We start from the raw sequence: 12,443 nt of genomic DNA, 5'->3' as shown, positions 1-12,443 counted from the left end.
GACCCAAAACCGTTGAGTAGCAGAGAAAGCGGGGAGAAACAGATGAGCGCTCTAGCAGACGCCGTCCATGACTTGGACGCCTCGTTGGAATACGCCGAACGTGTGCAAGATGGAGGGCACGCCGACATCGGTGACGCTTTAAGGGACCTGATAGCCGCCGCCCGCCGCGTCGTCGACAACTGGGACAACTGCTGATCACGGCCAGCGCGACGACCTCACCCAACCTGCTGTGAAACCGGTTGCCCCCCACAGGCACTAGCCGAACTATCGAAAGCGAGCTCGAATCATGCGAATTGAAATCTTCATCGACTCCGAAGACGAACGCCCCAACGCCGTGGCAGCCGCCCACGTCGTGCAAAACCATCCAGAACTAACCGATGCTGAGGAGATCAGCATCGTCGCGGTGCACCACAACAACGAAGTGTCGACCGTCTATTGAAGCACCGCTGAAGCAGGGAGAATCACCCCGCTGCGAGCAGCACGGCGGGCTCTCAGGACGCAGTGCAGCAACGAGGAGCGTTGTCCGTCTGTCGGTGCCCAGGGCGATGCTGGTTGCATGAACATCAACCGGGGCTTGGTTGTCATCGACGTCGAGACTTCGGGCTTTGATCCCGCCAGCGCACGCATACTCAGCGTGGCCGCCCTGACACTCAGTCCAACGTGCGTCGTCGAGCATTCGACGTACACGCTGCTCGATCCCGGGGTCGATCCTGGCCCGACGCATGTACACGGCCTGACCGCGGCCATGCTGGCTGGTCAGCCGCGATACGCCGACGTTGCCGCCCGGCTCGCGTCGTTGATGAACGGTCGCATCCTGGTCGCCCACAATGCCGCGTTCGACTACGGGTTCTTGGCCGCAGAAAGCCACCGCTGCGGTGCCACGTTGCCCGTCGCTGAGGTGCTATGCAGCCTCGAACTCGCCGGCCTGCTCGACCTCGGACTCGACAGCCTCAGCCTCGCTTCCCTGGCCGCCTACTGGAACGTCCCGCAGGCCCGTCCGCACGACGCGCTCGACGACGCCCGCGTTCTGGCTGCGATCCTGCCGTCAGCACTCAGGCGCGCCGCTGCGCGGCGGATGAAGTTGCCCATCCGCCACCCATCGACGTTGCCACTGCCGCTACCGCGGTATCCGGCTTGCGCGTGACGATCGATCGTGGCGCCGGTCGTGTCTTTGTCGTGGCCGGCACCCGCTCAGCGCATCAGATCCAGAACGCTGCAGTGATCCCGAAGAGGGGCGCTGTCATCGGCGAGGCCGACCACCTTCGTGTGCCCGCGCACAGCGGCGTAACGCACGTGGTAATGACCATGGAACAACACCGCCGGCTGCGTCTGCTCGACGACATGACCGACGTGCTGACGATGCCGTTGCGCGGCGGCAGCCTCAGAGGCGGGCACGGAGCCCGCAGGCCACAGGCCCGGGATGTCGACGCCATCGGGTGCGTCGTGGGCGATGATCGCGTCCACGGGACCCGCCCCCACCGCTCGCGCTACGTCGGCGTCGCTCAGATGCTCGTCGGGCCACCACGCGACCCCTTCGCGGCGTTCACGCCGATCCATCGAATGCGCGCCCCCCAGCGCCATCCAGGTGGCACCGTGCCACACCCAGCGCAGTGCCCGCGGCAAGTGATAGACCCGTGGGGCGACCCGTCGTAGGCCCGTCTCGCGGTCGATTGGGAGGCGGAGCAGCTCGGGGAAGTCCTCGTGATTGCCGTCAACGAAGAAGACATCGACGTCTTCTTGAACGCATTGTCGCGACAAGGCAGCGAGAAACGCATCACCCCAGCCACTTTCGACGGCAAAGCCGAAGTCGCCCAGTTGCAGGACCACACGGATACCCCGGCTGCCGGCCAGCTGGACGACCTCGATTGCGCGGCCGATGTTGGCGTCCCAGTCGCCGGCAAGTACTACCGCCGTTGGCTCTGGAGATAGCAACGGGTTCGGCGGCATCCGACCACGGTGCTGCACGACAACGATGGGGAGCAAGCCAATTATGGGCCCTCCGGAATCCATCGGCCGCCGGACGGTTCCGATCGCCGTTCGAAGAAAGTGGCTCCGACACGGTGACCTTCGCACGGCGGCGCGCCTAGTCAGTGCACGATGCGCGTGTTCGGTGCTTGAGCGTGCCGACAGACTCGGGAGGAGACGACGATGACAGCACCTACCAATACCGTCGCCGACGATGCAGAGACCGCGATCGTGGGACTGCTCGGCGTCCGCGGTGTGCCGCTGGGCACAGTCTTGAGGGAACTGGCTGCCCGAGGTTTCTCCCGCAGCTCCGCGGACGCCGGCGTCGGGACGCTGATTCGACGCGGCGTGATCGTCCAGACCGACGACCGGCACCTGCGCCTGCCGTCCGACTCGGCGGCCAACGGGGCCCACGCGGAGCAGTGCAGTGGGTGACATCCTGGGCCCCGACAACGATCCGCCGGACCTGGGGGAGAGCGTTGGCTACAGCGACAGGTTCGAAGTACGCCGGCACCCCGGCCACGGAGACCCCGTAGGCACCGGTGAACCGCTGACTGCTCACTACACGGAACGCGACGCACAACGCCAGCTGGACCGATTGGCCGACGTCGTCACCGGCCGTGGCGGGCAGGCCTCCGTCGACGGGCTGCGGCTGCTCGTCGTCGAAGCCGACGGCACCCACCACTCCTACAACGTCCACAGAAGCTGAGTGCACGTCGGCACACCTCAGCCTTGAATCGGGCGTGGAGTCGGAGCCACCTAGCGGCAGACCAGGTCGCGGGTGTCTGCTCAGTGAGTGGTCACACGCCTTGTCGGTGCCCGGCAGGACAATGGCCGAGTGAGCGAGCCCGGAGAATCGACCCCGCACCACGTCATGCAGAAGCCACGGAAGCGGAGCGACAACGCTCAGGTGTCCGACTTCACCCTGATGGTGAAGGTCCCGGGCCGGCCCGAGGTGATCCGCGTCTTCACCGCTACCGAGGAAGCCGAAGCCAACCAATACGCTAGCGCCACCGGCGGAACCATCGTGCCTTTGCCTCTTCCACCACCGGACGGCTATACCGTGGGCCCCAACGGGCACCTCATTCCAGAGCGCACCGTCACGCGCGCTGGCATGGCCGCTGCCGGTCCGATCGATGGGGCGCGCGACTGACCCGCGCCAGCAGGCCTCGAACACTGGCAGCCCCTCCGTTGGGAGGAGCTGCCCACCCAGTCCGGCGCGGGAGCCGGAGGGGGCTTGGCTGACGACACGCGTCGCAGGTCCTCCAGTGCCGCGCCCAACTGCTCCTCAGTGTCGACGCTGACCGCCAGGTCGTGGGGTTGGCTGCCGTCGGCGTCAGGCGGGTAGGGCGGTCACCGACCGTGGCCAACGGCCAGTACCGTACGACGCGTGTGTAGGGCGCCTTGCATGTCGACGCGCGGTGTCGCGGTGAGCCTTTCATGAGCGTGCAGCTCGAACCGCCGCAGCTGGGGAATGAATGCCTGGCGTGGGCGAAGGTTGCAGGTTACCGATGCGAGGTCGACGCCGCTTCGGCGCGGTTGGTTCCGGTGTCCGGGGAGGGGACGCGGTACATGATCGAGTGGCGCCGCGATCGCCTTCGCCTGTCGGAGTACCTGCCCGGCGCGACCGACTCCGACGAGGTCGTGATGTATGCGGCGACGGTACCGGTGCTCGAGACATTCCTGATGGGCGTTCTGGGCGACGACGTCCGCGACACGCTGGCGCTGCCGTTTCTCGAACTGCCCTGGTCGGCTGACCAGCTCGCCGAGGGATTCGAGCTGACGACGTCGCGGCCGGGATCGCTGACGCTGGTGCGCAGCGGCCACGGTCCGTTGGCCGGCGCCGGCGCCGGTGTCGAAGGGCTGGTCAAGCTGGTGCCGTTGTCGCATCTACTGCGTTGGGACCTCGCGTCGGTGAAGGCGTCATTTCTGGATCCGGGTGGTCAGCCCCTGCTCGCCGCCGGCCGGTACACCCGCTGAACGGTCGCCGGCCGCACGAGACCGGCATGGTAGCCAGAAAAGCGGCGATCAACCGCGGCGATCCATCAGCTCGTCGGCTGGCGCTCGTACAGTCCCGTCATGCCCGAACTGAAACCCACTGCCGAGCAGCTTCAGATCGTCGAGGCCGCCCGCCGCGGCGCCAACCTCGTCATCCAGGCCGGCGCAGGAACGGGTAAGACCAGCACGCTGAAAATGGTCGCCCAGGCCCGCCGCGACAGGTCGCTCTACATCGCGTACAACCGGTCGATCGCGCAGGAAGCCGGACGGAGCTTCCCTGCCCATGTCACCTGCCGCACAGCTCATTCCCTGGCGTTCGCGGCGGTCGGCAAACGGTTCGCACACCGACTCAACGGCCCTCGTGAACTTCCCTCACGACGCGCCGAGCTCCTGGGGACGACGTTCCTCGATCTCGGGCCGCAGCTGACGATCTCGCCGGTACAGATGGCGCGCATCGCCGTGGAGACGGTGACGCGATTCTGCTACTCCGCCGAGGACGACATCTCCACCGAACACGTCCCGCACCAACACGGTGTGTTCGGGGCTGCGCACTCAGCTTTGGCGGCCGCTGTGGTGCCTTACGCGCGTCGCGCGTGGGCCGACGTCAACGACGCCGACGGTGCGTTGAAGTTTCAACACGACCACTACCTGAAGATGTGGGCACTTACGCGACCGGTGCTGCCCGTTGACGTGGTGATGCTCGATGAAGCGCAGGATTCCAATCCCGTTGTCGCGCAGCTGGTGCACCAGCAAGTGCACGCCCAGCGCATTGCCGTGGGTGATAGCAATCAGTCGATGTATGAGTGGCGCGGCGCGTGCGACGCGTTGGGTAGTTGGGACGCCGATGAAGTGCTCTACCTGTCGCGGTCGTGGAGGTTCGGGCACGTCATCGCCGAGGAAGCCAACCGATGGTTACAGCAGATCGACACACCCTTGCGGCTGGTGGGCAACCCGGCGATACGGTCGCATATCGGTGCGCTGAGTCGACCCACGGCGATATTGTGCCGGACCAACGCCGAAGCCGTGCGCAACGTTCTGTCGTTGCTCGCCCAGGGGCAGAAGGTGGCCCTGGCAGGCGGTGGCACGGAGATCAAACGGCTAGCGGAGGCCGCCAAGGAACTGCAATCCGGGCGCAGAACCAGCCACTCCGAGTTGTACGTGTTCCCCACCTGGGCCGCGTTGCAGGAATACGTTGAAGGGGACGAGGCCGGCCGGGACCTCAAACCGTTCGTGGACCTGATCGACGCGCATGGGGCGGACGACATCATCGTGGCCGTGGACTCCCTGGTCGACGAGAAGCGCTGTGACACAACCGTTAGCACCGCGCACAAGTCCAAGGGTCGAGAATGGGAGTCAGTGTCGATCGCCAACGACTTCGCCGAACCCATCGGCCGCGGTGAGATCCCCAAGACCGACGCGATGCTGGGCTACGTCGCGGTGACGCGGGCCCGCCGCCAGCTCGACCGGGCCGGACTGGCTTGGATCGACAAGTACACCCGGCCGGGAATGCGAGCGGGAATCCGCGGCCCCCTGGCGAGCTGATACCGCCAACCGTCACCGGGCTCCAACGATGACAGGTACAGCTACTCGACGCGCGTAAAGCGCTGCGGGGGAGCGTTATTCAACCGGGTGATTCTCGTACCGGGGGCTGGCGGGCGGGGGAGCTTCGGCAAACACGACGCGGATCAGATCTGGGGGACAGGAGGTCAATCATGGCACTGACGATGGAGGACATGCACTGGTACGCCGTCGGCCGTTACCACCTCGACGGGACCGTACCCATGGTCACTGTCATCGCCGAGCTGGAGGCGGCCGGGGACGTTATCGACGTAGATGAGGACGGTGGCTACGTCATGTTCAGCCTCGATACCACTTTTCTCTCGACCGCCAAGAACATGGGCGAGTTGAAGGGGGACGCCCGCTACGCCTTGCCGCGACCCCAGGGCTGCGAAAGGCCGGTGGAGGTCATCAATGTCACGCGCAAATCCGACATGCACGTGTTCGATTTCTAGCTCCGGTTCGACCCTTGATGGAACGGCGTCGCGGCGCCTTGTCGGCCGATCAACGTTCAGCCAGATTCAGGAGTGGGTCGTCCACCAAGAGTAGAGACCGCTGAGCGATGTTGTCGGCAGGTCCCCTGTTATCTCGGCCAGCAGGAGGTCACGCGTGCTGGTCCAGGCCATGATCGGCGTGCGGGACGTGTCCAGGGCACACAGCAGGTCCCCGGCCGATTGCTGGGGTGCGCTGTTTCGGCGCCACGGGCCTGGGCTTTGAATGTTGCCCGGGCACACCACCACAGAGTTGTCAGCTGTCGCCTTGGTGAATGCGGCCCTCAGGGCGGCCGCGTCGCCGAACAGTGAGAAGGTTGCCGACTGTGGGCCGCCCGGGTCGGTGTTGGCGGTGCATCGGATTGTGGCCGTCGCGTTGCCTTCGGGATCGACCGCTGTGCACGCTGAGGGTCCGTAACCGGTCGGCAGCAGGGTGCGCAGCTTGGTCTCCGCCGCGTCGTCACGCGGGTGGGGTCCATTGCTGACGCTGCCAGTGCCGTTCTGACCGTCCTCGCCGCCGCCGTCGCTGGTGCTGACGGCCACTGTGACGATCGCTCCTGCGATGACCGCCGCGGCCGTGATCGCCAGCGCGAGGCGAGTGCGCCGGCGCCCCGCCGGTGGGGTGGGCGTAAACGGGGATGCTTGCCGTGCGAAGCGGTCCTCCCGACGGACCGGTGTGTGGCCGTAGCCCGGCTCAGGGCGCTGCGCAGGAGTGGCGCCGATCGTCGCCGCGGGCGGCTGCCTGACCTGGGAGTACTGCTCCTCGCCGAGGGGTGGCGCGCCGTCGGACGGGGACGTCGGGGGAATGGCGGCCCATGAAAACGGTGTGAATGGTGATGCCGGTGGCAGCGGAATAGGTGCGGTGTCCGGTCCGTCGATGCCGTCTTCGGTGGCGTCGGCGCCGCCGAAAGCACCCTCTACAGCGTCCCCGCCCGTCACCGCTTCACCCCCAACCGATTCGTCGACGTCGCCTCACCTGCCCATCGAGGTTAAACGGCTGGGGTGCGGTCCTGGGGTATCGCCACGTCGTGCGTGCGTGTAGCTCAAGGCTCTGGGCGGTGGGCGACAAAGTGGTGCCGACACGCCAGAGATGACCGGAGGTGGCCGCCGGGGCCGCCACCATGGAGAAGGCCTCGATTGCGATACAGGTCGTCGTCGCGGTGATCAAACGCCGGGCGAGAGGTATACGCCGGACAGTCACAGCAGCGCTACTCGCGGCCGGCCGACCGAAGGAGGACGCATGTCGGCGATCTCTTGCACGTGGACACACTCGGAGTTGGGTCCGTGTGTGTACGGGCGTGCGCACAAGGTGCCCTATCACACGGTCGACGTGTCAGAGCCGCCGGTTGACCGTGGGACCTACACCTATCAGGAGGCCCGGTTTCGACACTTCGACTACAACGGCGTCGAAGTCCAGGTCGACGAGCACGGGCGGATCGTTGATCGCGGGTAGCCGCTGCCGTGCCGACGTCGACGACGAAGCGAGGAAGCTATGGGCGATCTCAAATTGACGGCCAACCAGGCGTGGATGCTCGGCCAGGTCCAACGCGCCGGGTTCGATCCCGACGAATGGTTTCGCCCGATGGACGTCGGCGGTCACGATGCCAATGATGTGTCATCGCTGCTGGCGGCGCTGTGTCGCAAGGGCTTAATCGAGAGGCGACACCGGCCAGCGTCGACCGCCTACAAGTATCACCTGACGCCGGCTGGCCGCGATCACGTTGCCGATCGCGAGTTGTGATCGGGAACGGATGATCTGCCCCCAATGCGGTGGCGGCGACTGCGGCGATCTCGACATCGCAACCCCTTCGACGTGCCTCGCACCGAGCGACCGGGCCCGCATCTGGTTGTGCAGGTCTGCCTAGATTGTGGCTACTGCTCTGCCATCCCGCTCTGAGTCGGCACGGTAAGCCCCTGTCACGCAACGACAGTCATCGACTACTGTCCGTGTCGCGCGAGATCGCTACCCGTTCAGCGAAGCGGCGCCAACCGTCGCATCCCTGCACGATCTGCGGGTGTCTCCGCGAGTCATTGTTGCGCGGAAGGACCCAGAGGAGCTGTGGTTTCAGCCCGGCGGCGGCACGCGCGGTCGTTGGCGCATTCCCACTCGCGGCCTCGCCCGCAATCGTTGAAGCTGGACGACCTGAACTGGTGAGTGCCCCACCGCCCACACCGCCAGCAGCACTTGGCGAACGTCATCGGGCAGCCACGCAGGCTGGACAGAACTCGCCGTCGAGGTCACAGGACCACCCGTCGTCGACGGGATCTCCGTCGACGTCGACATTCCCGTGGCGCACCGCAGCTGTCCACTCCGCTTCCGCCCCGCACAGATCGCAGCCAGCGCTCAACACCAAGGCCATCAGACACTCCGCCGCCGCGACGGAATGGAGAGCATCGCTCAGTCCCCCTGCCGTGCCGGCGATTTCATTGCCAGAGCCTCATCCAGATACAGGGCGGCCGTACGTTTCTGCTCGGGACTCGAATCGCTCGACAGCACCACATCAGCCGCAAGGGTCGATGCGTGGTGAGCGTGTTGCCGTCGATAGTCGGGATCGTCGGCCGCGGCGACGGCGAGATGAAGCGAGGAACGAGCCTCGGCAAGCTTGTCTGATGATGTCTGCATGGTCCCCGCCGTCCCGATGTTGATCGATAGTCCCGCTGTCGCGTTCTACGCGGTGCGCACAGAGGAATTGTTGGCCGGTCAGTCGGAGCGCACGGCGACCGACACTTTTGGGGAGCAGGAATGTCGGGGAAGACGATCGGTGGCGTGTTCACGCCCCAGGGTGGTGCTCGACCGGTCGCGGGAAACCTTCCCATCGACGACGTGCGTACGGGCACCCCTGGTGCACCTCGGCGGAGGAGCCCCCGGTGCCTCGGGAACAGCGGATGAAGATTCGATGCCTCGATCGGCGTCGATCCGTGAGACAGCAGCGCGTCCGACTTAGGGTTGACAGCGCGACGGACCACCCTCACCGGCGGGCGATGGTCATCGCTGCCGGAGAGGGGGATCGATTGAGATGAATGGCGACGGGGACGAGGTCGACGAGCTGACCGGACGTGACCAGGTTCGCTCGGCAGCGCGGACCGCGCTTGATGACCTCATGCGCGGACTCGCAGCCGGAACGATCGACGACGCCGGCGTGACGGCCTATGCCCGGCAGCTGGCTCAACTCAATCTGGATCTCGAGCAGGTCCGCGACAGTCTGCACCTACCGAGTGACGCCGGGCCCTACCGGGAGGCGCTCATTGCCATTCTGCTGCGCATTCCAGAACGATGGGGCCGATGGGTGTCCTGTGATGCAGGCTGGTATCCGCTGCTAGCGGCACTCGACGCCGGATTGGCGGCGCTGGATCCCGACTACGAGCTACATCAGGCCAAAGAGAAATTCGCGACCCTCCGGTACTACGCACACACCGAAAACATGGCTGTGCGTACAGAGTTCGATGCCTTGATTGCCGAAGCTGAACGCCGGTCGGCCACGATCTGCGAGCGGTGCGGAGCCGAGGGATCGCTATCCACCGGGCCCCAATACAGTCGGATCAAGACGCTATGCCCCAGTTGCCGAACGGTCTTGGGGTACGAGGCCAAGGCGTAAGGCTTGTCGTGCTGCAAGATTGCTGTAGGGGATGCGATGGGTAGGCCGGCCGCGCGTTCGGTTGCTCTACGCACGCTGATTGTATCGGTTTTGGAAGCTGCCGAGGCCCCTTTGCCAACGCCCGAGATCATCGTGCGCGTAGCTGATGGCGGCCGCAACTGCAACAGTCCGCGCGGTCCGGTGTGCCCCGACTGGGCAGGTCGCGCTGGTGGCGTTTACCCACACTGTCCAGCCTGGTGCTGGGAGACGCCCGGGCCAAAGGGGCCGCAACTTCGGCCGCAGATCCTGGCGCTGGAACGTCTCGGCGTCGTGGAACGCGTTCACTACCCGAACGCAGAGAGCATCGCCAAAGCCGTTGCCGCAGGCAATGTTTACGACCACGTGATGGGTGCCCGTTCCGGCTGCGTCTACTGGCAGTGCGCTGACAATGCGAGTGACGCTTACTTCAACGCCGCGGTGGATGCTATCGGCGATCCCTAAGGTGCCGACGGTGTCTCAGCGGGTGAGGTAGGCAATGCGCTCGGTGACGTCTTCGAGGTCCTGGCGAATCTGCTGTCGTCGTGAGCTGGATTGGGATGCGGGATCGTCGATTTGGCGTTGGAGTTGAGCGCTCCACTGGCGTGCCTGGTCCAAATCCATGTCTTCGGTGTACATCTGAGCAGACCTCTGTCCGTTCTCGGTTAGGCGTGCGCCATGACGTGATTGTTCTGGATGCGTGCGATGAGGCGTAGCAGGCCGTCGTTGACCTGTTGGGGGCGTTCGAGTTCGAGCATGTGTCCCGCGCCAGGCACCTGCAGGAATTCAGCTCCGGGTAGTGCGGCCGCGAGGTCGAGCGAATGCTGCAACGGGGTGATTCTGTCCGCGCTGCCGCAGGCGACGAAGGCGGGCAGGTGGGCCAGTCTCGGGAGTGCGGCTGTCTCGTCGTGTGTCCGAAAGGTGCTCAGTAGCGCGGCGATAGTGGCGATCGGTGTGTCGCTGATCATGCGGCAGCATGTCTGATTCGCGCGCAGTGTCGGGCTGGCCGTGACGGGAACACCCAGCAGTGGCGCGATGGTGTTGCGGGCCAGGGACCATAGCCGACTGGTGATGCCGGGAGCCTGGCGGGCGCAGTACTGCATCAGGGGCACCGCTGGGGTCGCTAGTGCGCGACCCAGACCACAGGTATCGAGTCGTCCCGCGGCGGTGGAGATGAGGCCAATGCCGGCGATACGGCTGACCATCTCGGGGTGGCGCGCTGCGAACGAGAGAGCAGCCATCCCACCCATCGAGTGTCCGACGAGCACAACGGGTTGGTTGAAGCTCAGCGAGGTGATGATCGTGGCGAGGTCGTCACCGAGTTGATCAAGGGTGTAGGTCGCGTGGTCGTCAGGGGTGTCGGACTGGCCGTGCCCGCGGTGGTCGTAGAGAACGAGGCGGACGGTGTCTCCGAGAGCGGTGCTCAAATGACGTGCCTGCGGTAGCCAGGCGTCCATCGTCAAGCAGAAGCCATGCGAGAACACGACGGTAAGAGGGGCGGTCGGTGATCCGATCTGGCGATAGGCCAGTGCCGTTCCGTCCGATGTGTAAACCCGCTGCAGGCGAGAACTATTCATCATGCGATTCCCATCGGCGTAGGAGACTGGCGAGCCGCCTCGAATGTGTGCTGCGAAGTCCGGCGGTGCGCGTTGCCTCGATGGCGAGGGTGGCACCCACCGAGGTTCCGGTGTTCGAGGGCGGGTGCGTGTCGTGCGGGTTTGTTGGTGAGGGTGAGTGTCGCGGTCGCCAGCCTTCAACAACGTCACCAACACCTTGCCCGCAGTCCCGCGAACATTCGCCCGGACCGACGACACCCACGTGGCCGGCCCACGAAGGGGGTCGGTGGTGGCCAGGGCCTCGGCGAATCGACGCAGCGCGTCGACAACTGGCGAGCCACCGCCCTGGGTGGGGCCGCGAAAAATTGATGGGGTTGTTCACGTGTCGTGCGGACGGGGCGGGTAGCCGGCGTGGATATGGTGCAGCCGTTCACGCCGGGTAGCACGTGGACCCTTCGGGCGGGGTCTCCGTCTGGGGCTTGTCGTTTCCCAGGGCGAAGGGAATGGGCGGGGTATGGATCAGATCGCTGGCGCAGCAGCGCCTGGAGGCGAAATCAACTGTCTTCTCAATGATCTCGCCAGGCGTCATGTGGAGTACGAACGGGCCGCCGACCCGGATGATGTGGACACTGCGGGCGTACGAGAGGCTGCAGAACTGTCCGCCGCGGTTGGATCATTGCTGCGCGCACTAGGACGGCCCGTGACGCTGGACTGACCCGCTGGGTCGCCGCGCTAGGGGTGAATGATGAAATACCACAGGCAGACTGGGAAGTGAGCGATGATTTTTGAGGCCATGACAACACAGGGCGAGTCCCTGATCCTGGTGGGGCACGTGCATTCGTTTCCTCGGCACCCGGAGCCTGGGACGGTGGTCGATGCGCTCGTTCAGGGGTATGAGGTTAGCCCGGCTGACTATGCAGTCGAGCGGCTCTACGCCCTGGTTTCGGTGGATTGGGCCACCAAGGTCACCTCGCTCGATGCCGATACGGGCCACAGTTCGACGTCCTATCTGCGGGGGTTCGGCACGCCCGATGGTGTGACCTGGTACCTGTCGCCGGTGGTGCTCAATTCCGCGACCGGCCGGTTCCATCTCAATAACGGGAGGTTGGCCAGGGGGCACCGAGACGCGCGGCTACCCGCCGAGCTGGTGGGTCTGGGTGCCCCCGATGTCGTGCCGATCCATGACTTCCCGGTGTAGCCGGCCCCCGGACGCGGGGTTCAGGTCGGCACGCGTGATCAGCGAACGTCGCAATGGCGACGAGCTT

Annotated in this window: 20 protein-coding genes; 14 read left to right on the top strand and 6 right to left on the bottom strand. The window is 65.5% G+C overall.

The genetic code is table 11. From position 1 onward, the window contains the following. Positions 1-42: 42 nt before the first annotated feature. From MYCSM_RS37560 to MYCSM_RS33245, 3 genes are all read left to right on the top strand, one after another. A complete protein-coding gene (locus MYCSM_RS37560) occupies positions 43-195 on the top strand; it encodes a hypothetical protein (protein WP_015297917.1) in 153 nt (50 codons plus the stop codon). Between the two features lie 91 nt (positions 196-286). Then, on the top strand, positions 287-439 hold the full coding sequence (locus tag MYCSM_RS37555; RefSeq protein WP_015297916.1) for a hypothetical protein: 153 nt from the start codon (positions 287-289) through the stop codon (positions 437-439). Positions 440-556: 117 nt separating this feature from the next. Then, positions 557-1,144: an exonuclease domain-containing protein gene (locus MYCSM_RS33245; RefSeq protein WP_015297915.1), complete on the top strand. Its 588-nt coding sequence runs from the start codon at positions 557-559 to the stop codon at positions 1,142-1,144. Between the two features lie 47 nt (positions 1,145-1,191). Here MYCSM_RS33245 and MYCSM_RS33240 read toward each other — a convergent pair whose 3' ends face one another. Continuing rightward, positions 1,192-1,947, bottom strand: coding sequence for a metallophosphoesterase (locus MYCSM_RS33240; protein WP_051074000.1), 756 nt, complete (start codon positions 1,945-1,947; stop codon positions 1,192-1,194). A 201-nt stretch (positions 1,948-2,148) separates the two neighbouring features. Here MYCSM_RS33240 and MYCSM_RS33235 point away from each other — a divergent pair, with 201 nt between their 5' ends. The 6 genes from MYCSM_RS33235 to MYCSM_RS33210 all read left to right on the top strand — a co-directional run bounded on the left by MYCSM_RS33235 (position 2,149) and on the right by MYCSM_RS33210 (position 5,975). After that, entirely contained in the window at positions 2,149-2,400 is a 252-nt protein-coding gene (locus tag MYCSM_RS33235; RefSeq protein WP_015297913.1) for a hypothetical protein, read from the top strand. Then, positions 2,393-2,674, top strand: a complete 282-nt coding sequence (locus MYCSM_RS33230; protein ID WP_015297912.1) for a hypothetical protein — start codon at positions 2,393-2,395, stop codon at positions 2,672-2,674. Before MYCSM_RS33235 ends, MYCSM_RS33230 begins: the two co-directional genes overlap by 8 nt. A gap of 129 nt (positions 2,675-2,803) precedes the next feature. Continuing rightward, positions 2,804-3,118, top strand: coding sequence for a hypothetical protein (locus MYCSM_RS33225; protein WP_015297911.1), 315 nt, complete (start codon positions 2,804-2,806; stop codon positions 3,116-3,118). Positions 3,119-3,405: 287 nt separating this feature from the next. Further along, positions 3,406-3,945 (top strand): Imm61 family immunity protein, encoded by a 540-nt coding sequence (locus MYCSM_RS33220; protein WP_015297910.1) that lies wholly within the window; start codon positions 3,406-3,408, stop codon positions 3,943-3,945. A gap of 99 nt (positions 3,946-4,044) precedes the next feature. Continuing rightward, positions 4,045-5,505 (top strand): UvrD-helicase domain-containing protein, encoded by a 1,461-nt coding sequence (locus MYCSM_RS33215; protein ID WP_015297909.1) that lies wholly within the window; start codon positions 4,045-4,047, stop codon positions 5,503-5,505. Positions 5,506-5,675: 170 nt separating this feature from the next. Then, positions 5,676-5,975 (top strand): hypothetical protein, encoded by a 300-nt coding sequence (locus MYCSM_RS33210; RefSeq protein WP_015297908.1) that lies wholly within the window; start codon positions 5,676-5,678, stop codon positions 5,973-5,975. Between the two features lie 66 nt (positions 5,976-6,041). On the opposite strand, the gene MYCSM_RS35560 is transcribed toward MYCSM_RS33210, so the two are convergent. After that, positions 6,042-6,950: a hypothetical protein gene (locus tag MYCSM_RS35560; RefSeq protein WP_015297907.1), complete on the bottom strand. Its 909-nt coding sequence runs from the start codon at positions 6,948-6,950 to the stop codon at positions 6,042-6,044. Positions 6,951-7,251: 301 nt separating this feature from the next. Between MYCSM_RS35560 and MYCSM_RS36530 the strand changes: the two genes are divergently transcribed. Both MYCSM_RS36530 and MYCSM_RS33200 read left to right on the top strand, forming a co-directional pair. Beyond that, a complete protein-coding gene (locus MYCSM_RS36530; protein ID WP_015297906.1) occupies positions 7,252-7,464 on the top strand; it encodes a hypothetical protein in 213 nt (70 codons plus the stop codon). A gap of 39 nt (positions 7,465-7,503) precedes the next feature. Beyond that, complete coding sequence (locus tag MYCSM_RS33200) at positions 7,504-7,752, top strand: MarR family transcriptional regulator (RefSeq protein ID WP_015297905.1); 249 nt, start codon at positions 7,504-7,506, stop codon at positions 7,750-7,752. Positions 7,753-8,206: 454 nt separating this feature from the next. Here MYCSM_RS33200 and MYCSM_RS37550 read toward each other — a convergent pair whose 3' ends face one another. Both MYCSM_RS37550 and MYCSM_RS37545 read right to left on the bottom strand, forming a co-directional pair. Then, positions 8,207-8,371, bottom strand: a complete 165-nt coding sequence (locus MYCSM_RS37550; protein WP_157681605.1) for a hypothetical protein — start codon at positions 8,369-8,371, stop codon at positions 8,207-8,209. A gap of 38 nt (positions 8,372-8,409) precedes the next feature. Then, complete coding sequence (locus MYCSM_RS37545; protein WP_041315977.1) at positions 8,410-8,634, bottom strand: hypothetical protein; 225 nt, start codon at positions 8,632-8,634, stop codon at positions 8,410-8,412. 394 nt (positions 8,635-9,028) lie between these two features. Here MYCSM_RS37545 and MYCSM_RS33190 point away from each other — a divergent pair, with 394 nt between their 5' ends. Together MYCSM_RS33190 and MYCSM_RS36520 are read left to right on the top strand one after the other, a co-directional pair. Then, the gene (locus tag MYCSM_RS33190; RefSeq protein WP_015297903.1) at positions 9,029-9,607 is read left to right on the top strand and encodes a hypothetical protein; all 579 of its coding nucleotides are present in this window, start codon (positions 9,029-9,031) and stop codon (positions 9,605-9,607) included. Positions 9,608-9,718: 111 nt separating this feature from the next. Then, positions 9,719-10,087, top strand: coding sequence for a hypothetical protein (locus MYCSM_RS36520; RefSeq protein WP_157681604.1), 369 nt, complete (start codon positions 9,719-9,721; stop codon positions 10,085-10,087). Between the two features lie 15 nt (positions 10,088-10,102). On the opposite strand, the gene MYCSM_RS37540 is transcribed toward MYCSM_RS36520, so the two are convergent. Continuing rightward, entirely contained in the window at positions 10,103-10,261 is a 159-nt protein-coding gene (locus tag MYCSM_RS37540) for a hypothetical protein (RefSeq protein WP_015297901.1), read from the bottom strand. 26 nt (positions 10,262-10,287) lie between these two features. Beyond that, positions 10,288-11,199, bottom strand: a complete 912-nt coding sequence (locus MYCSM_RS33185; RefSeq protein ID WP_041315975.1) for an alpha/beta fold hydrolase — start codon at positions 11,197-11,199, stop codon at positions 10,288-10,290. 772 nt (positions 11,200-11,971) lie between these two features. Between MYCSM_RS33185 and MYCSM_RS33180 the strand changes: the two genes are divergently transcribed. Beyond that, the gene (locus MYCSM_RS33180) at positions 11,972-12,376 is read left to right on the top strand and encodes a hypothetical protein (protein WP_051073999.1); all 405 of its coding nucleotides are present in this window, start codon (positions 11,972-11,974) and stop codon (positions 12,374-12,376) included. Positions 12,377-12,443 lie beyond the last annotated feature (67 nt).

The sequence above is a fragment of the Mycobacterium sp. JS623 genome (assembly GCF_000328565.1).
Classification (GTDB): Bacteria; Actinomycetota; Actinomycetes; order Mycobacteriales; family Mycobacteriaceae; genus Mycobacterium.
Note: the sequence above shows the minus strand (reverse complement) of the source record. Positions and strands in the feature narration are given on the sequence as shown.